This is a genomic window from Bradyrhizobium sp. Ses1 (assembly GCF_059512365.1).
This window is the reverse complement of record NZ_JCAMOQ010000023.1, coordinates 59,671-78,313: the sequence shown is the minus strand read 5'-3', so window position 1 is coordinate 78,313 and position 18,643 is coordinate 59,671. Positions and strand designations below refer to the sequence as shown.

The window sequence follows — 18,643 nt, the reverse complement described above, 5'->3', positions numbered from 1 at the left end:
GGGTATGCGGCCTCAGGCCGGGACCCGGCCGCCGAAAAACGGCATCAACGCCCGGCTCAGCGTGTGCGGGCGGTTGGACGTGAACAGCATTTCGGCGCCGGCGTCGTCCCTGCTGTCGCCGGGCGGTCCGAGCAAATCGGAAACCCGTCGCGCGATGGCGGGCGCCGGGTCGATCCAGGCGACCGGCCATGGTGCGAGCTTCACCAGACGATCCAGCAGCAAGGGATAATGCGTGCAGGCGAGCACCACGGTGTCGGTGCGGGTAGCGCCGTCGACAAAGCAGGGCGCCAGTTCAGCGGCGATATCGGTGTCGCTGACTTCCTCACCGCTCAGCGCCGCTTCCGCCAGCGAAGCGAGCTCGCCCGAGCCGACCAGCGTCACCTCGCAGCCCTGCCCGAAATCGTGGATCAGCTTTTTCGTATATTCGCGCTTGACGGTGCCCTTGGTGCCCAGCACGGACACGCGCTTGGTCTTCGAGCTGGCGCAGGCCGGCTTGATCGCTGGAACGGTTCCGACGAACGGCAGGTCGTAGGCGTCCCGCAGGTGTGACATGACGAGCGTCGAGGCGGTATTGCAGGCGATCACGACCAGATCGGGTGTGTGCCGCCGGATCAATTCGCCGACCAGCGGCACCACGCGCGCGATGATGTCTTCCTCGCCATGGTGGCCGTAGGGGAAGAAGGCGTCGTCGGCGACATAGACGTAACGCGCGTCGGGCCGGGCGCGCACGATCTCGCGCAACACCGTCAGCCCGCCAAGGCCGGAATCGAATACCAGGATGGTTGGGGGTGCCGCCACGGTTCAACCTTGTCCCATTTCAGCGTTACGATTCAGTTGATTTGAGGGCACTGCCGGCCCTTGCGGATCGGTCGCGGTGCAGGGTGGAGTTTTTGGAACGATTCAAATCGCCTTGATCTGACCGGAGGGTTATCAGGATGCGCTGCAGCGCGGCAAGGGCCCGGCGGCAACGAACTCGAAGCCGATGGGACCGGGCGCATGATCCGAAACACGACATCGAGCTGGGGCAGCGTTGCGCGCGGATTCCACTGGGCGCTGGCGGCGGCGATTATCGGCATGATCGCTTTCGGCTGGTGGATGAACCATATCCCCGCTCGGCCGGACCGCTTCTTCTATCGCTCGATCCATGCCGATGTCGGCTATGTCGTGCTGCTCCTGACCCTGCTCCGGCTGGTCTGGCGCGGCGTCAACCCGACGCCGGCCTTGCCGGAGGATACCTCGCGCTGGCACCGGATCGCCGCCCGGGTCAGCCATTTGGCGCTCTATGCCGTCACCATCCTGGTGGCGGTGCTGGGCTGGGCGCACTCGGGAGCGCGGACGCCCAACTATTCGGACTGGTTCGGGCTGTTTCACGTGCCCCAGATCACCTCGCCTGATCGCGCCGCGGCGCAGGCCTACGAGAACAGGCACATCTATCTCGCCTATGTGCTGCTGGCGCTGATCGGAATTCACATCGTGGCCGTAGCCTGGCACCACTTCATGCGGCGCGATCGCGTCGCCGCCCGCATGGTCGACGGCGCGCCGGGTTAAGGGCTGTGGCCGGGGTTAGACTTCCCCGAATACGCGCTTGAAGATCGTGTCGACGTGCTTGAGGTGATAGCCGAGGTCGAACTGCTCCTCGATCTCAGCGTCGCTTAGATACTTCCTCACGTCCGGATCTTTCTTCAGCAGCGTCAGGAAATCGCCTTCGCCGCGCCAGACCGGCATGGCGTTGCGCTGCACGAATTTGTAGGCGTCCTCGCGGCTCGCGCCCTTTTGCGTCAGCGCGATCAGCACCCGCTGCGAATGTACGAGACCGCCGAGGCGGTCGAGGTTCTTCTGCATGTTTTGCGGATAGACCAGGAGCTTCTCGACCAGGCCGGCGAGGCGCACCAGCGCGAAGTCGAGCGTCACGGTGGCGTCCGGGCCCATCATGCGCTCGGCGGAGGAATGCGAGATGTCGCGCTCGTGCCAGAGCACGACGTTCTCGAGTGCGGGCACGGCATAGGCGCGCACCATCCGCGACAGGCCGGAGAGGTTCTCCGACAGCACCGGGTTGCGCTTGTGCGGCATCGCCGACGAACCCTTTTGCCCTTCGGAGAAGAACTCTTCGGCTTCCAGCACCTCGGTGCGCTGCAGGTGACGGATTTCGACTGCGAGGCGCTCGATCGAGGCGGCGATCACGGCCAGCGTCGCGAAATACATCGCATGGCGGTCGCGCGGGATCACCTGGGTCGAGATCGGCTCCGGCTCGAGCCCCATGGCCTTGGCGACATGTTCTTCGACGCGTGGGTCGATCTGCGCAAAGGTGCCGACCGCGCCGGAGATCGCGCAGGTCGCGACTTCCTTGCGGGCAGCGACGAGCCGCGCCCGGGCCCGGGAGAATTCCGCATAGGCATAGGCGAGCTTGAGGCCGAAGGTCACCGGCTCGGCGTGAATGCCGTGAGAGCGGCCGATGGTTGGTGTCATCTTGTGCTCGAAGGCGCGCTTCTTCAGCGCGGCCAGGACCTTGTCGATGTCGGCGAGCAGGAGGTCCGCGGCGCGGGTGAGCTGCACGTTGAGGCAGGTGTCGAGCACGTCGGAGGAGGTCATGCCCTGATGCACGAAGCGTGCCTCGGGGCCGACGATTTCAGCCAGATGGGTCAGGAAGGCGATGACGTCGTGCTTGGTCTCCCGCTCGATCTCGTCGATCCGTGCGACGTCGAAGGTCGCGTCCTTGCCCTTGGCCCAGATCGTCTTCGCCGCCTCCTTTGGAATGACGCCGAGTTCCGCCAGCGCATCAGCCGCATGCGCCTCGATCTCGAACCAGATCTTGAAGCGGGTCTGCGGCTCCCAGATCGCGGCCATCTCCGGGCGAGTGTAGCGGGGGATCATCGAAAACTCCGGGAAAGTGTAGGGCGGGATCGCTAAGCGACTCCCAGCCGGTTTGTTTTTACGCCGTGCTTTAGCAGAGCGGGCTCGGAGAGGCCACCCATACGGGCTTGCTGCAGATAGAAAATGGGGCTGCGTCCCAAGGCGGTGGCGCGACTGCCGGGCGCGGCTACAGGCTGGTCAACCCACACTCGACGGCGAGGCGGACGAGCTGCGCGTCGGTCCGCATGCCGGTCTTGGTCTTGATCAGGTAGTGATAGTTCTGAACCGTCTTCATACTGAGATTGAGGTTTACTGCGATCTGCTCTGTGGTCGAGCCGGCAGCCAATTGCCGCAGGATCTCGATCTCCCGTTCCCCCAATTGGTCAAGGACCGATCCTGACGGGGTCAGGCTTTCCATCGCCAGGACATGGGCGACGTCGTCGCTCATTGCATGTTCGCCACGCGCCACCGAACGGATCGCCGCGATCAGCACGGTCGGTTCATTGCTCTTGGTGACATAGCCGCTTGCCCCGGCGCCGAAGGCGGCTTTCACCAGCGCCGCCTCGCTGTGCATGCTGAAGACGAGAACGCGCGCACCAGCGCTGCGCTGGCGGATGTTCCTGATAGCTTCAAGCCCGCTGGCACCCGGCATCGAGATGTCCATGACCACGACATCAGGGGCGTGGCTCTTGTATGCGCGGTAAGCGTCGGCTGCGTTGTCGGCTTCGGCGACCACCCTGAAGTCGCCTTGGTGCTCCAGAACGCGTCGGTAGCCTTGCCGGACCACGGGATGGTCGTCGACAAGCAGGATCGAAATGCCACTGGTCTGCGACGCCGGCATCAGGCAGCAAGCGGGATGGTGGCGGCAACGCTCAGACCGCGCCTTGCGTGCGCGATCGACAGCGAGCCGCCGAGAGCGGTTACGCGCTCGCGTATTCCGGTCAGGCCGAAGCCGGCGGACTGCGCCACCTTGGCGGCATCGCCGCCGCCGTCGTCCTCGACACGGACCAGCAGCGCATTTTCCAGCCCCGTCCGCCGCTCGATCCGGAGCACGATCTCGCGCGCCGCACTGTGGCGCAACGAGTTGGTCAGGCATTCCTGAGCCACACGGTAGGCGGTCGCGGCGACGGCGCCTCGCACGTCGGCGAAATCGCCTTTGAGGTCGAGCTGGATCATCGGCTGCATCGCGTTCTGCGATCGCCAACTATCAACCAGGTTGATGAGGCTCGCCTCCAGCCCGAGTTCCTCGGCGGGCGGGTGGCGCAGGCGGTTCAGGGTGCCGCGCAGGCATGCCATGATGTGCAGCGTGGCCTTCGAGATCATCCGCGCATCCTGCGCGACGTCGCCTCGGTCCTGCTCCTGCGCGCTGGCCGCTTCGATCGTGTTGGCGAAGGCCAGGATCGCTGTGAGGTTTTGCCCGAATTCGTCGTGCAGTTCGCGCGCCAGCGCCCGTCGCTCGTCGCTGCGGATCTCAAGCAGCCGGCGGGTCAGGACGGCCCGTTCTTCCGTGGCCTGCGCGAGGCGATCTCCGAGCTCGCCGACGGCTTGCCCGATCATGGCAAGTTCCATCGATCGGAAGCGCGGAAGCGACGTTCGATAATGGCCATTCGCCATGCGCTGCAGTGCGGTAACGATCAACTGCGCCGGGGCCAGCGCATGCGCAATCGCGAGCGAGGCAAGCAGGGCGATAGCCACAGCCATCAGCAGCGCGACGTGGACGTTATCGAGGATGTGCTGCCAGGCGAGGGATATCGCGGCGTCGGGATCGGCGACGGCCGTAACTGTGCCCGCAGTGGTCGAGCGCGCACTGATCGGCCGGGCGACCGCGGCGTGGTCGCCAAGGAATGTCTCTACGGCAGCTGCGAACCAATGCGGTGGAGATGCGCCGATCCCTTTGCTCTGGCCGCACAGCGGATTCTCGAACTCGCCCTTCGGCTCAAACTGGACGCAGACTCCAGGCGAAATCAGGCTCATCGTCTGGGTGGTGCGCCATTCCGGTACCGGCAAAAGGTGTTCGCGTGTCCTGTTGCCGCGCAACAGCAATTCGCGCCAGTAGAGCGCTTCCAGCGCTTGCGAGACCCGTTCGGCGGATGCAGCCGTGGCGCGGTCGACACTGTGGTAGGCGTCGATCGTTGCCCAAACGGTTGCGCCTCCCAGACACAAGATGACGATGACGAGCAGACGGGCGACGAGCTGGAGCACGAGGCGCATGCGATCACTCCGCGGCTTTCTAAGCGTTTTCCAGCGAAGTGGGCACCGGTTCGCGTCAAGAAAACGCGTCAAAACAACAATCCAGAGCGTAACAGCATCGCGATTTCACGCCAATTGCAAGATGGCAGGTGAGGCGAAGCTCGGGAAATTTTCCCAACGAAGCGCGGGCATATGTCTTTGGACGCAACCTGTCGCCTCGGATTAACAAAAGCCGGGGAGCGTTTGCGGGCAGTCTCTCTTGGCCGCCCTCAGGGAGCAAAGCTGCATGAGTGCCACCGTTGGCGCCGAGCCTGTCTTGCCCGGCAAGGACAATTCAGAGCGAAGCGTCCTGTTGTTATGGATGATCTTCACGGGGCTTTCGATCTTCGCCGCCATGCTGCTGTGGCGATACGGGTTGCTCCATCTCATGGTGACCTCGGACCGCACCTATATTTCAAGCCTGATCGCCGTTCTCTACGTCATCACCTGCTTTCATTGCTTCTGGCGGACGCGAGCGATTGCGCGCGAAGGCGAAGCGGCCAGACGCTGCCGGGCGATCCTGTCCACTCCCGGCGCCGCGAGGAAGCTCGACGAGAATGCGCGCGCTCTGCCTGGCGGGCTCGTCAGCGATCACATCCGCAACCTGGTGAAGAAGGCCGCGGCGCAGGCGAGCGGCCGCATCGATCAGACGCTGCTGCTCAGGTCGCTGGCGGACCGGTTGCGCGGCTCCAACGCCTTCGGTGCGTTCGTTTCCGATACGCTGATGAAGCTTGGACTGCTCGGAACCATCATCGGCTTCATCATCATGCTGGCGCCGATCGCAACCCTCGACGCGGCCGACAAGGTCGCGATGCGATCGTCGATGGGCCTGATGAGCGATGGCATGGCGGTGGCCATGTACACGACGCTGGCCGGCCTGATTGGATCGATCCTCGTCAGGATTCAATACTACATGCTCGATGCCGCCACCCAGCGGGTGTTCTCCGATGCCGTCATGTTGACCGAGACGCACGTCACCCCGGCCTTGGAACACCATCATGATGGATGAGTTCGGCCTTTATCCACGGGAAGAACAGTTCGATCCGCTCGGCGTGATGCTGTTCAAGGCGCTGCAGGTCGTCGCCTTCCTGTTTTTCCTCGCGTTGCTTGCGGTTTCACCGGAGTCGAAGGAGGGGAAGATCGACTCCAAGGCCGAATTCATCATCACGATGGACTGGCCCGACAATCATCCCGATGATTTCGATCTGTTCGTGCAGGATCCCGCAGGCAACATCGCCTGGTATCGCCGCCGCGAAGCCGGCTTCCTCACGCTCGACCGCGATGACCGCGGCGGTGCCAACGATTTCATCATCGTCAACGGCAAGAAGATTCCGTCGCCGATCCGAGAAGAGATCGTCACCGTGCGCGGCATTATCCCCGGCGAATTCACCGTGAATGTTTCGCATTTCCAGGCGACGACCGGGCAGCCGGTTCCGGTCAGCGTGAAGGTGCAGAAGCTCAATCCGACCGCCCAAGTGATCTTCGACAACAAGTTGACGCTCGATCACACCGGCGACGAGAAAACCGCGCTGCGCTTCTGGGTCGATGCGGAAGGCAAGGTGGTCGACGTGCAGCAGCGGCAGAAATCATTGATGGAGACGTTCCGCAACGTGCGCGCAAACGGCGCGGACCTCGATCCGAAGACAGGCGTCAGGATGTCTCGCCCGTGAACAACCTCCAGTCAGTCATCCTCACGCTCTCGGTCAGCTACGCTCTGATCAGCGCGCTGTTGCTCGTCATCCTGGTCTATGCACGCTTGCCTTGGTCGGCCAAGGCGGTCGCTGTGGTCGTGACCAGTGCGTTCTACATTGCGAGCTTCATGGGCGTCCGCGGCCTCTTGGGCTGGGCCAGCGTCGACAGGCTGCCGGCCTCGTTCAAGCTGCTGCAGGCGCGCATTGTGGAGCCGCACTCGCTGGAGGGCGACCCGGGCTCGATCTATCTCTGGGTCGAGACCCTCGACGAAGACAACCGGCCGAGCGGCATCCCCAGGGCCTACCGCATCCCCTACAGCGACTCGCTGGCGCAGAAGACCGATAAGGCCATCACCGAGATTGCCGCCGGTCGTCCCCAGGGCGGCCGCGCCGCCGATTTCGGGACCGGCGAGGGCGGCCTGATCGCAGCGGCCAGGGAATACATTACCCCGAGCGCCGTGATCGAGACGTCGGGGGGCGATCCCTCGACCGGCGGGGCCCTGATGGCGGCCCCAGGACCCGGCGAGGCCGTCTCATTTACCCCGCTGCTGCCACCGCGAATGCCTCCGAAGGACGAGCAATAGGGCGACCATGCATGCGCTGAGCGAGCGGATGGTCCGTCGCACTGACAACAAAATGACCGCGCTCAGGGCAGCGCTGATTGGCGTCCTATTACTCGGTGGAAGCGTGCCGCATGCGCGAAGCGGCCCCTACGATCCGGGAGCGAGTGATATTGAGATCAGGATCGGCCAGACGATGCCCTACAGCGGTCCAGTTTCCGCCTCCTCTATCATTGGCAAGGTGCAAGACGCTTACTTCCGTATGATCAACGATCGGGGCGGCATCAATGGACGCAAGATCAGGCTGATCTCTTATGACGATGCGGCGATGCCTTCGAAGACAGTTGAGCAGGTACGGAGGTTGGTTGAAGGCGACGAGGTGCTGTTCACGTTTCAGACGTTGGGCAACGCTTCCAATATTGCCGTTCAAAAGTATCTCAACGATCGCAAGGTCCCGCAGCTTTTCGTAGCCGGACGCGCAAAGCGGTTCGAGGATCCGACCAATTTTCCCTGGACGATGGGCTTCGCGCCTAACCTGCGGACAGAGATCAGTGTCTATGCGCGGTTCATCCTTGAGAACTATCCTGCAGCGAAAGTTGGCTTGCTCTATCAGAATGATGAGAGCGGGAAGGATTACTTGAGCGGCCTGAAGGAGGCCTTCGGCGCAAGAGCAAGTGAACTCCTCGTCGGTGAAGCCCCTTACGATGTCTCAGACGCGACGGTGGACTCGCAGATCGTGCGACTGAAAGCTGCTGGCGTCGACTTGTTGGTGAACATGGCGGCTCCCAAGTTCGCTGCGCAAACCATCAGAAGAATGGCCGAATTGGGTTGGACTCCTGTTCACCTGCTGGGAGTCGGCTCCTCGTCGATCGACGCCGTACTGGTTCCTGCCGGAATCAACCATGCCAAGGGGGCAATCTCAGCGAGTTCGTTCAAGGAGACGAGCGATCCCACCTGGCAGAACGACGAGGGCCTGAGTCGATGGACCGCATTCATGGACACCTATTTTCCGGGCGGTGACCGCAAAAGCATTTTTACGACCTATGGCTACAGCGCGGCCGAACTGCTGGTGGAGGTATTGAAGCGGTGCGGTGACGATCTTTCGCGCGAAAACGTCATGCGCCAAGCCACCAGCCTGCGCGACGTGACGCTCGACCTGCTGCTGCCTGGGCTCTCCATCAACACCAGCGCGAGCGACTATCGGGTGATCAAGGAGTTCCGGATGATGCGCTTCACCGGAGAGCGATGGGAGCCCTTCGGGCCGTTGGTCAGCGAGTAGGTAAGCGGGGCGGGCTTTCCGGCGGCGCGCCTGACTGTGGGCGGCGGGCGGGAGGTCGAAGGCGCCAAGAGCCGGGCGCCGGTCTATCACAAGCTATTGAATGACAGATATTGAAATCTGTCAGTCAGAGATGCTATATCCACTTCCGGACGCCAGATGGGGCGCCCCGTGGTTTGCGGCCGCGAAATGCCTGATCCGGAAGAGTTGAGTACCGGGTTCGGGTCAAAGAGCCGGCCACGGACTTGCCGGAGACTACGATGATGACGATCGAGATTTTGCATTTGACCGAACAGATCCAGCGCTGGCTCAATCAGCAGGTGGCTCGCCACTTGGCCGCCCAGGCGGAAAAATTGGCCCGCTAACTGGAATTAGGACTGCCTTAACGACCGGCCAGGCCGTTTTGCAATGCGCCTGACCGCCGGAGTGGAAAAGCCCAAGAGCTGGGGATAGGGTAAAGCCATGAACGAAGCAGTCGTCTTGACCCCTGAACGTATCCTGGAGGTCACCGAGGACGTCCTGCGTCGCTATGGGCTCGCCAAGGCGACAGTGGTGGATGTTGCCCGTGCGCTCGATGTGAGCCACGGCAGTGTCTACCGGCACTTTCCGAGCAAGGCTTCGCTGCGCGAAGCCGTGGCAAAACGCTGGCTCGATCGGGCCAAGGTCCCGCTGCAGGAGATCGCAGCGAGTGCCGGCCCAGCGCAGGCCCGGCTCGATCGGTGGCTGCGTACCCTGTTCGCAACCAAGCAGGCCAGGTTCGCCGACGACCCCGAGATGTTCCGCACCTATCTGACGCTGGCGCGCGAGGCTTGTGTTGTGGTCAAGGGCCACAAGGAATGCTTGACCGATCAGATCGCGCATATCCTGTCCGACGGCGTCGAGGAGGGCGTGTTCGAGGTCGATGATCTCAAGGCGACCGCCCGCGCGATTTTCGAGGCGACGAGAAGCCTTCATCACCCGGCCCATGCCGACGAATGGGCCGATCCGGATCTGCAGGAGCGCACTGACGCCTTGCTGGCGCTGCTGTTCCGCGGGCTCGAAGCCTGTCCTAAGCACTAGCTCGTAATTCGCGATCGATCCCCCCGATCCATTTGCGGGCACCGAGTTGCCCGTGTTTGATATCCATCAAGACAGATGTGATTGGGCCCGCCAGGATTGGCTGGGAGGATGATGTGCGTCTCGCGCTGTTTGCGGATATTCACGGCAATCGGCAGGCATTTGACGCCTGCCTTGAGGCTGCGCGTGCGCAAGGCGCAGAGAAATTCGTTCTGCTCGGCGACTTCGTTGGCTATGGGGCCGACCCCGAATGGATCGTCGATACCGTCATGGCGCTGGTCGAGGACGGCGCGATCGCGGTTCGCGGCAACCATGACACCGCCATCGGTATCGACAACGACGCGATGAATGCCGAAGCCCAGGCGGTGGTCGAGTGGACCCGCGGCAAGCTCAGCGCGGCGCAACGGCGTTTCCTTACCGAACTGCCGCTGATGCAGCAGGAGGACGACCGCCTCTACGTCCATTCCGAAGCGTCCAACCCGACCAGGTGGCGCTACGTGCGCGACGCGTCGGACGCTGCGCGCAGCATGATGGCTGCGGAGGCTCCAATCACCTTTTGCGGTCATATCCACCGTCCAGCGCTCTATTCGATGTCGTCGACGGCGAAGATGACCAGCTTTGTCCCGACCACGGGCGTAGCCGTGCAGCTCTTGGCCGGCCGGCGCTGGCTTGCGGTGCTTGGCTCCGTCGGCCAGCCCCGCGACGGCATTCCCGCAGCCGCCTTCGCCATGTTCGACACCGAGAGGCGGGAGGTCACCTATTGTCGTGCCCCCTATGATATCGACTCGGCAGCCGCCCGGATCCGCGACAATGGCCTGCCGGGCTGGCTTGCCGATCGCCTGTTGGTCGGCCGATAGCAAATGGCGAAAATTCTCATGCAGCCGGGCACGGTCATCGATGGCTTCACCGTCGGCGAGTGCGTGCACCGCGGCGGCATGGCGACGCTGTGGAGCGTCACCCATCCCGGCATCAACGTGCCGCTCCTGATGAAGGCGCCGCGAGTCTCGGAAGGCGAGGACCCCGCCGCCATCGTCAGCTTCGAGATGGAGCAGATGATCCTGCCGCGATTGTCCGGGCCGCATGTGCCGGCCTGCTTCGGCACCGGCGATTTCGCGCGCCAGGCGTATGTCGTGCTCGAGCGCATCCCGGGCCGGACCCTCTACAAGCGGCTCGACGATCTGCCGATCGCTTACGAGGAGGCGAGGGCGCTCGGCATCAAGATCGCTGCTGCGCTGTCGGCGCTGCATCGGCAGAACGTCATCCATCACGACATCAAGCCGAGCAGCATCATGTTCCGCGAGAGCGGCGAGGCTGTGCTGATCGATTTCGGCCTGTCGCATCACGAACATCTGCCCGACCTCTTGCAGGAAGAATTTCGTCTGCCTTACGGCACCGCGCCCTATATGGCGCCGGAGCGCCTGCTTGGGGTGCGCGACGATCCGCGCAGCGATTTGTTTTCGCTCGGCGTGCTGCTGTATTTCTTCACCACCGGGGTGCGGCCGTTCGGCGAGAGCGAGACGCTGCGCGGCATGCGCCGGCGGCTGTGGCGCGATCCCTATCCACCGCGCAAGCTCAAACCCGACTATCCGCCCTGGCTGCAGGAGATCGTCCTGCGATGCCTGGAGATCGAGCCCGCCTGGCGCTATCCGACCGCCTCGCAACTCGCCTTCGATCTCAGCAATCCCGACCAGGTCAAGCTGACAGCGCGTGCGGAGCGGCGTGATCGCGATCCATTCGCGACGGTGATGCGCCGCCGCTTCAACCGCGGGGCATGGCAGCCGCAGCCGAAGTCCGATGTCGCGGTACAATTGGCGTCGAGCCCGATCCTGGTGGTTGCGATCGATACGACGGAAACCTCGGGCCCGCTGAACGATGCCTTGCGCGTCACCACGCAGCGGATACTCGGGACCTTGCCGCAGGCCCGTCTCGCATGCGTCAACGTGCTCAAGCTTGGCCTCGTCACCATCGATCGGACGCTGGACGAGAAGGGCAGCAACAAGCATATCGACCGCCTGGTCGCGTTGCGGCACTGGGCGTCCTCGCTGAAGCTCGACGAGAACCGGCTGTCGGTGCATGTGCTGGAGGCGATCGATCCCGCGGCGGCAATCCTGGAATTCGCGCAAGCCAATCAGGTCGATCACATCGTGATCGGCGCGCGGCGGGATTCCATGCTGCGGACGCTGCTCGGCAGCGTCTCGGCGAAGGTGGCGGCGGAGGCGCCTTGCACGGTGACCGTGGTGCGCCCGCCACGCTCGGGCTAGATCGCTTCGCCGCGCGCCAGCGCCGCCGCGTTGCGGATCGCGGAGATGTTGGCCTTGTATGCCTCCATCGTGCCGCCCTTGAACACGGCGGAGCCGGCGACAAACGCATTGGCGCCGGCCGCTGCCAGTTCCCCTGATACATCGGGCGCGACGCCGCCATCGACCTCGATGTCGATCGGCCGGCCGGCGGTCATCGCCCTGACGTCGCTGACCTTGCCGAGCGAGCCGCGGATGAAGGCCTGGCCGCCAAATCCCGGATTGACCGACATCACCAGCACTAAGTCGATGAGGTCGAGCACATGCTCGATCGCGCTGACGGGCGTTGCCGGATTGATCGAGACGCCCGCCTTCTTGCCCAGCGCGCGGATCGCCTGCAGCGAACGATGCAGATGCGGGCCGGCCTCGGCATGTACCGTGATGTGGTCGCAGCCGGCCTTCGCGAACGCCTCGAGATAGGGATCGCAAGGCGAGATCATCAAATGCGCGTCGAAGATCTTCTTGGTGTGCGGGCGCATCGCCTTGATGACATCGGGGCCATAGGAAATGTTCGGCACGAAATGCCCGTCCATGACGTCGAGATGGATCCAGTCGGCGCCGGCCTGGTCGACGGCGCGGACTTCTTCGCCGAGTTTGGAGAAATCCGAGGCCAGGATCGACGGCGCGATCACCAGCGGACGTGGCGTGAAGGGCTGGGACATGGACGCTCTCCAAGGCATCTCTGTAGCGGGCAGGATGGTTCCGCCTAACATGCATGCTGGTGCCGGGCAATGCACAGGAGGGAAATCGCGGGCAGGAAAAAATTGCCGCAGCGGCAGCAATTGCCGGCTGCGGCGAACACGTTTGTTTGCGTGAAACGCCGATTCCAAAGGGCTTTTCGCCATGGCACGGCGCTTGCTCGTAGCCATGCAGGTGTTGGGCCGCCGCTCACGCGGCATTGCCGGAGTTCCCTCTCATGCTGTTCGCCCTTGGCGCTGCGTCGTCGGCCATTGATCTCTTGAAGTCGCTGACGTCGTCGAAGACGTCGCAGGCAAAGCCCACCGGCCTCACCCAGGGCGCCACCAGCGTCTTCGATATCTCCGGTGCCACGACGGCGCCGACAAGCGTAGCTCCGACTTCTGGATCGGCCGGCAGCAGCTCTGCGCCGATTGCCCCGGAGACGATGAGCGCGCTGCTCGATGCGCAGAGCCAGGCTTCGACCGGCACGGCCGCGTCGACCAAAAGCCCCTCGGATGCGCTGAAGGACTTGTTCGGGCAGATCGATGGCAACGGCGACGGCAAGATCACGAAATCCGAATTCGAGAATGCGCTCGGCGCCGGCGGGACCAATCTGGCGAAGGCTGATGATGTTTTCTCCAAGCTCGACAAGGATGGCGACGGCAATGTCACGTTGGACGAGATGTCCTCGGCTTTGAAGGGCGGGTCCGGCCGTCGCTCGCATGCTCATCGTCACTCCGGCGGCGGTGGCGGCGGTGCCGATGCGCTGATGCAGGCGCTTGATGGCACCAGCACTTCGATTGCCAACAGCGATGGATCGGTCACGACCACCACGACCTATGCCGACGGATCGAAAATAACGGCGACCTCTGCTGCGAGCCCGTCTGCCGCGCGGGCTGCCACCTCGTCCTACAATTTCGTCGACCAGTTGGGGCAGCGGCACGCCGTCGACCAACTGGTGCAGCTGCAGGCCAAGCCGATCTCGGCGCAGGCCTGGGCCTCCCTCTCGGTCAATGCGTGACAGATCGCGTTTAAGCCAATTGCTTGAGTTCGCGGTAACGGTAGCGATCACGTATCTCGTGGTTGAAGAACTGGCCCTTTGAGAATGCCTTGCCGAACGCCTCGGCCACATCGGGCGGAACGTCCTCATAGATGTAGCGGCGACCAGTAACGAAGACGACCAACAGCTCGCGTCTTTCGGCGTCGTAGCGGAAGAAGCGAATGACTGTGGATGGCATTGCGGCACCCGAGCTGGAACCCGCAGCCTCAACGCACGTCGCTGAACTAAGTTGCTAGCCAAAGCGATCCTGCCAGCTCGGCAGCGCATCGCGGAAGGGCAGCGCGGTCGCCGCGTATACGCCGCGCGCAATCGCGCGGGCCACAGTGTTGGCGGCGTGCATGCCGAGTTCGGTGAGGCCGAACAAAGGATCGATCGGCTTCTCGCCGGTCGCCGCGGCAAACACCACGTCGCCGTCGAGCGGCGCATGCACCGGATAGATCGCCCGCGCCATGCCGGTCTGCGCGATCATCGCCAGCCGCTTGGCCTGCGTTTTCGTCAGCGTAGCATCGGTGACGACCACGACCAGTGTGGTGTTCTCGCCGGATGTCGCCGCCGGCCCGCCCTTCAGCCGCGCCTTCAGCATATCAGGCGTGAACGAGGCCGGCAGACCGCGTCCGCCGAATTCCCCGTCGACCTCGAAGGGCGCGGCCCAGAACCACGGGCCATCGCCGACCGTGACGGAGCCGACCGCATTGACGACGGCAAGTGCGGCAACCGTCACGCCGTCATCGGTTCGCGCCGACGCCGAACCTAGTCCGCCCTTCAGGTTGGACGTGGTCGCGCCCGTGCCGGCGCCGACGCTGCCGAGCCGGAAATCGCTCCCGGCCGCGGCCGCCGCGGCATAAGCGAGATCGCGATAGGGCGGGAACCGGCCCCACGCCTTGTTGCCGCCGTTCAAGAGATCGAAGCAGATCGCGCCCGGCACGATCGGGATCACGGCGTCGCGGATCCGCAAGCCGCGGCCTTGCTCGGCCAGCCAGGCCTGCACGCCGCCGGCAGCATCGAGGCCGAGGGCCGAGCCGCCGGACAGTGCGATCGCGTCCACCGCATCGACGGTATTGTGCGGCTGCAGCAGCGCGTCGTCGCGCGTGCCCGGGCCACCGCCGCGCACGTCGATCGACGCCACGGCGGGCTTGTCAAAGATGATCGCTGTGACGCCGGAGGCGATCGAAGCGTCGTCGGCATGGCCGACGCGGACGCCTGCGATGTCGGTGAGGAGATTTTTCAAAGCGCGCTTCCTCTTATCGTCTTGTTGATCGATATAGCAACCGAACCGAATGCATCAACTGCCGAGCGCGAGCCGGATCATCTTGGCAAGCTCGGACTTGCGATAGGGCTTCGCCAGCAACAGCACGCCGGAATCGAGCCGCCCGTGATGGACGATCGCGTTCTCAGTATAGCCCGACGTGTACAGTGTCTTGAGCCCAGGCCGCCGCTTCAGCGCCTCGTCGACGAGCTGACGTCCGTTCATGGCGCCCGGCATGATGACGTCGGTGAACAGGAGGTCGATCGGCGCGCCGGTATCGATGATCTTGAGCGCCTCAGCGGCATTCGCCGCCTCGAGCGTGGAGTAGCCGAGGCTTGTGATCTGGGTCACGACATACTTGCGCACCAGCGCGTCGTCCTCGACCACCAGGATGGCTTCGTGTCCGCCCCGGAGATCGGTGGTCTGCTGCGCTTCCGCGATAGTCTGGGCGAGGCCGGTCGCGCGCGGCAGATACATCTTGACCGAGGTGCCATGGCGTTCCTCGCTGTAGATCTTGATGTGCCCGCCCGACTGCTTGACGAAGCCGAACACCATGGAAAGCCCAAGCCCGGTGCCCTTGCCGACTTCCTTGGTGGTGAAGAAGGGATCGAATACTTTTTCCAAGAGATGGGCCGGAATGCCGCCGCCGCTGTCGCTGACGGCGACCATGACGTAATGGCCGACCGCGACCTCGCTGTGCATGCTGGCATAGCCCTCGTCGAGATAGACGTTGCGGCTTTCGAGCGCCAGCTTGCCGCCGCGGGGCATGGCATCGCGTGCATTCAGTGCGAGATTGAGGATTGCCGCGGTGAGCTGGTTCGGATCGACCATTGCCGTCCAGGCGTCGTCGGCCAGCATTGGCGTGATCTCGATATGCTCGCCGAGCGTCGGGCGCAGCAGCTTCGCCGCCTCCAGGATCAGCGCGTTGATATCGACATCGACCGGCTGCAGCGGCTGCTTGCGGGCGAAGGCGAGCAGGTGCCTGGTCAGGTTGGCGCCGCGCTCGGCCGCTTCGTCGATCAGCCGGGCGATGGCGACGAGGTCGGGCCGGTCGGAGACCGCTTCTTCCAGGATGCCGATGGTGCCGGTGATGACGGTCAGGATGTTGTTGAAGTCATGGGCGACGCCGCCGGTGAGCTGGCCTACCGCGTCCATCTTCTGCACCTGCCGGATCTGCGCCTCGGCGGCCTGCTTCTCGGTGAGGTCGCGGCCGATGAAGAAATAGCGCTTGACCGGCTCCGAATAGGTTGCGGACCAGTTGAGTGATACCACTTCGCCGTCCTTGCGGATCAGGCGCGTCTCGAAGTTGCGCTTGCTCTGGCCGCGCCGCGCAGCGCGCATTTCGTTGCGGGTGTTTTCGAGATCATCCGGATGAACGAACTCGACCGCGGAACGTCCGACCATCTCGGCGGGATCGTAGCCCGCAATGGTCCTGGCGCTCGGGCTGACCTGGACGAAATGGCCCTGCTTGTCGGTTATGGAGAGGAAGTCCTGCGATGCTTCGAAGATGTGCTGCCGCTCCTCGAGCTCCCGGCTCAGCGCCTCCCGCGTCCGCCTGCTTTCGGTGATGTCGTGCGCGATCTTGGAGGCGCCGATGATCTCGCCCGTCGCCGACAATAGCGGCGAGACGCTGAGCGAGACGTCGATCGGTTTGCCGCTCTTGTGCAGCCGCTGCGTTTCATATTGCGCCAGCTTTTCGCCGCTGCGGATCCGCTTGAGGATGTCGTTGACCTCGCCGCGATTGTCGGGCGGCACGATGAGGTCGATGTGCTGGCCGACCGCCACGGCTGCCGGATAGCCGAACAGGCGCTCGGCGGCCGGATTCCAGGCGGTAATGGTCCCGTCAAGCGACTTGGTGATGATGGCGTCGTTGGAGGATTCCACGACCGCGCTGAACAGCCGCTCGCGCTCGGCGTGATAGTCGCGTTCGCTGGCGGCCTGGCGACGAACTACGCCCAACAGCCGCGACATCTGCGCCTGCAGCGCGACGTTATCGATCAACAGCACCGCGAGCACGAAGCTGGCGGCGCATAAGGCGTAGATGCGTGCGGCGTAGAAACCGAGATCGAATCTCGCGACGTTGAGCATCGCCGACAGCGCGATGTCGAACAGCCAGGCGCACAGCACGACCATGAGCCAGATGTCGATGACGGAATGCGGCTTCCGGAACCATAGCGCAGCAAGCGCGGCGGCGCAGAAGAACAGCACCGTCGAGACCACGCCGAGCATGACCGGCGTGTAGTGACCGCTGCTCAAAAGGACTGGGAGGTGGTCGTGCTGGGCGGTGACGATCCAGGTAAACAGCGCCATCGCGACGACGACTGCCGCAACGCTGCCCATGATCGCCGACATCGTCGAGCCGCGAATCCGGGCGCCGTCGTCTCTTTTCAAAAGCGCGTAGCCGAGCACCATCAGCGGGAAGAAGCCGTGCCAGACCATGTAGAGCCAGACCGTGGTCTGCGAACCGGCGCCGAACAGGCCCGCCGGCGCAAACAGGCCCGGAAAGGTCAGCGCGTGGGTGATCGCGGCAGCGGCGGTGAAGAGATACCCGCTGGCGAGCAGCAGCATCGCCCGCAAGCGCAGGATGGCGAACTGCGAAAACAGCAGCACCGCGGTGATGAGATCGTTGATCGCCAGCGCGGACTGGTAGCTCGCCACGAAAGCCGGTACCGGCGTCAGCGGCATCCCGGCGAATGGTATCGCGATCACGAACAGCACGGCCGAGACGACGACCACCGCCAGCGCTACGTTGCGGTCGCCGCGCGAGGCCGGCATGGTCGAAAGGAAGAAGCTGCGATCGTTACGCTTGAGCACTGATGGTCTCCTGGAAGGCGGTATCGAACGCAAGACAGTCGATCACGTCAAATCCGCGCGCGGGCTGTCCACACAAAGTGGAATATCCGGCCCCTCTCTCCGTACCGGCGGAAAGGGAAGGCTGTGTCCGCTGATTTGGGGAACGTCGAAATGAAAGTCCCATAAACCCGCTACGCATCGCTTTGGCGCAAAACGAATTGCTCGAAATCGATCCAAGGTTATCTGCTACCGGCAGGGAATTGAACCGGGCGCCCGTATCCAATTGAGGTAACCACCTCTTTACTGACAGGATAGATAATTCGCCTGATCACCTACTGCATAGCGTTTTCCACGACTAGGCTTCCCGCAGCCGGTCCCGGGGGTTTTCATGGCCCGTGTTCTTATTGTCGACGACCAATCCGACGTGCGCGCGATGATCGCAATTGTGCTGCGCGTCAATCGTTTCGAGATTGTCGAGGCGGCATCCGCCGCGGAGGGGATCAAGGCGTTCGAAACGGCGAAATTCGATCTTGCGATCATCGATATCTTCCTGCAGGGCAAGAGCGGTCTCGACCTCATGTCGATGATGCGCGACCGCCAGCCGGATTTCCCCATCGTCGCGATCTCCGGCATGACGGCGCTGGATTTCGTCGCTGAAGCGCCAGACCTGTCGAACGTGGTCTGCCTGCAGAAGCCGTTCCGTCCGAACGACTTGATGCGCGCCATCGAGAACGCGCGGCAGGCGGTTGTCCCCGTTGCGGTGCGCGCGGCGGTTTGATCGGACGACTTCCCAAATTTCAAACAGCGGACCCGTAGGATGGGTAGAGCGAAGCGAAACCCATCGCGATGGAGCAAGCGGTGCGATGATGGGTTTCGCTTCGCTCTACCCATCCTACGTCTGATTCAA

Annotated in this window: 18 protein-coding genes; 10 read left to right on the top strand and 8 right to left on the bottom strand. The window is 63.6% G+C overall.

Annotated elements, in window-relative coordinates; genetic code table 11:
- Positions 1-12: 12 nt before the first annotated feature.
- Positions 13-798: a glutamate racemase gene (gene murI, locus AC5ZG5_RS24850; protein ID WP_456644450.1), complete on the bottom strand. Its 786-nt coding sequence runs from the start codon at positions 796-798 to the stop codon at positions 13-15.
- A gap of 198 nt (positions 799-996) precedes the next feature.
- Between murI and AC5ZG5_RS24845 the strand changes: the two genes are divergently transcribed.
- The gene (locus AC5ZG5_RS24845) at positions 997-1,548 is read left to right on the top strand and encodes a cytochrome b (RefSeq protein ID WP_456644449.1); all 552 of its coding nucleotides are present in this window, start codon (positions 997-999) and stop codon (positions 1,546-1,548) included.
- Between the two features lie 15 nt (positions 1,549-1,563).
- On the opposite strand, the gene purB is transcribed toward AC5ZG5_RS24845, so the two are convergent.
- From purB to AC5ZG5_RS24830, 3 genes are all read right to left on the bottom strand, one after another.
- Positions 1,564-2,871: an adenylosuccinate lyase gene (gene purB / locus AC5ZG5_RS24840; RefSeq protein ID WP_208828588.1), complete on the bottom strand. Its 1,308-nt coding sequence runs from the start codon at positions 2,869-2,871 to the stop codon at positions 1,564-1,566.
- 166 nt (positions 2,872-3,037) lie between these two features.
- On the bottom strand, positions 3,038-3,691 hold the full coding sequence (locus AC5ZG5_RS24835; protein WP_028166401.1) for a response regulator: 654 nt from the start codon (positions 3,689-3,691) through the stop codon (positions 3,038-3,040).
- The gene (locus AC5ZG5_RS24830; RefSeq protein ID WP_456644448.1) at positions 3,691-5,061 is read right to left on the bottom strand and encodes a sensor histidine kinase; all 1,371 of its coding nucleotides are present in this window, start codon (positions 5,059-5,061) and stop codon (positions 3,691-3,693) included. The genes AC5ZG5_RS24835 and AC5ZG5_RS24830 overlap by 1 nt, the downstream gene beginning before the upstream one ends.
- A gap of 265 nt (positions 5,062-5,326) precedes the next feature.
- Between AC5ZG5_RS24830 and AC5ZG5_RS24825 the strand changes: the two genes are divergently transcribed.
- From AC5ZG5_RS24825 to AC5ZG5_RS24795, 7 genes are all read left to right on the top strand, one after another.
- Positions 5,327-6,088 carry a MotA/TolQ/ExbB proton channel family protein gene (locus tag AC5ZG5_RS24825; protein ID WP_130226233.1) on the top strand — a complete coding sequence of 254 codons (762 nt, stop codon included), beginning with the start codon at positions 5,327-5,329 and terminating at the stop codon, positions 6,086-6,088.
- Positions 6,078-6,749 carry a hypothetical protein gene (locus tag AC5ZG5_RS24820; protein ID WP_456644447.1) on the top strand — a complete coding sequence of 224 codons (672 nt, stop codon included), beginning with the start codon at positions 6,078-6,080 and terminating at the stop codon, positions 6,747-6,749. The genes AC5ZG5_RS24825 and AC5ZG5_RS24820 overlap by 11 nt, the downstream gene beginning before the upstream one ends.
- Complete coding sequence (locus AC5ZG5_RS24815; RefSeq protein WP_456644446.1) at positions 6,746-7,354, top strand: hypothetical protein; 609 nt, start codon at positions 6,746-6,748, stop codon at positions 7,352-7,354. The genes AC5ZG5_RS24820 and AC5ZG5_RS24815 overlap by 4 nt, the downstream gene beginning before the upstream one ends.
- A 7-nt stretch (positions 7,355-7,361) precedes the next feature.
- On the top strand, positions 7,362-8,609 hold the full coding sequence (locus tag AC5ZG5_RS24810) for an ABC transporter substrate-binding protein (protein WP_456644445.1): 1,248 nt from the start codon (positions 7,362-7,364) through the stop codon (positions 8,607-8,609).
- A 459-nt stretch (positions 8,610-9,068) separates the two neighbouring features.
- The gene (locus tag AC5ZG5_RS24805) at positions 9,069-9,665 is read left to right on the top strand and encodes a TetR/AcrR family transcriptional regulator (protein ID WP_028166406.1); all 597 of its coding nucleotides are present in this window, start codon (positions 9,069-9,071) and stop codon (positions 9,663-9,665) included.
- Positions 9,666-9,778: 113 nt separating this feature from the next.
- Complete coding sequence (locus AC5ZG5_RS24800; protein WP_456644444.1) at positions 9,779-10,519, top strand: metallophosphoesterase family protein; 741 nt, start codon at positions 9,779-9,781, stop codon at positions 10,517-10,519.
- 3 nt (positions 10,520-10,522) lie between these two features.
- Positions 10,523-11,923: a serine/threonine protein kinase gene (locus AC5ZG5_RS24795; RefSeq protein WP_456644443.1), complete on the top strand. Its 1,401-nt coding sequence runs from the start codon at positions 10,523-10,525 to the stop codon at positions 11,921-11,923.
- Here AC5ZG5_RS24795 and rpe read toward each other — a convergent pair.
- On the bottom strand, positions 11,920-12,621 hold the full coding sequence (gene rpe / locus AC5ZG5_RS24790) for a ribulose-phosphate 3-epimerase (protein ID WP_456644442.1): 702 nt from the start codon (positions 12,619-12,621) through the stop codon (positions 11,920-11,922). The two genes, AC5ZG5_RS24795 and rpe, sit on opposite strands and share 4 nt — an antisense overlap.
- Before the next feature lie 254 nt (positions 12,622-12,875).
- Here rpe and AC5ZG5_RS24785 point away from each other — a divergent pair, with 254 nt between their 5' ends.
- Positions 12,876-13,658 (top strand): EF-hand domain-containing protein, encoded by a 783-nt coding sequence (locus AC5ZG5_RS24785; protein ID WP_456644441.1) that lies wholly within the window; start codon positions 12,876-12,878, stop codon positions 13,656-13,658.
- A 10-nt stretch (positions 13,659-13,668) separates the two neighbouring features.
- Here the strand turns inward: AC5ZG5_RS24785 and AC5ZG5_RS24780 are convergent, their stop codons facing one another.
- From AC5ZG5_RS24780 to AC5ZG5_RS24770, 3 genes are read right to left on the bottom strand one after another with little or no spacing between them, the layout of a single operon-like run.
- The gene (locus AC5ZG5_RS24780; protein ID WP_456644440.1) at positions 13,669-13,875 is read right to left on the bottom strand and encodes a KTSC domain-containing protein; all 207 of its coding nucleotides are present in this window, start codon (positions 13,873-13,875) and stop codon (positions 13,669-13,671) included.
- A 54-nt stretch (positions 13,876-13,929) separates the two neighbouring features.
- Positions 13,930-14,925, bottom strand: a complete 996-nt coding sequence (locus tag AC5ZG5_RS24775) for a P1 family peptidase (protein WP_456644439.1) — start codon at positions 14,923-14,925, stop codon at positions 13,930-13,932.
- A gap of 54 nt (positions 14,926-14,979) precedes the next feature.
- Entirely contained in the window at positions 14,980-17,718 is a 2,739-nt protein-coding gene (locus AC5ZG5_RS24770; RefSeq protein WP_456644484.1) for a PAS domain S-box protein, read from the bottom strand.
- A 406-nt stretch (positions 17,719-18,124) separates the two neighbouring features.
- Between AC5ZG5_RS24770 and AC5ZG5_RS24765 the strand changes: the two genes are divergently transcribed.
- Entirely contained in the window at positions 18,125-18,514 is a 390-nt protein-coding gene (locus AC5ZG5_RS24765) for a response regulator (RefSeq protein ID WP_028166414.1), read from the top strand.
- Positions 18,515-18,643 lie beyond the last annotated feature (129 nt).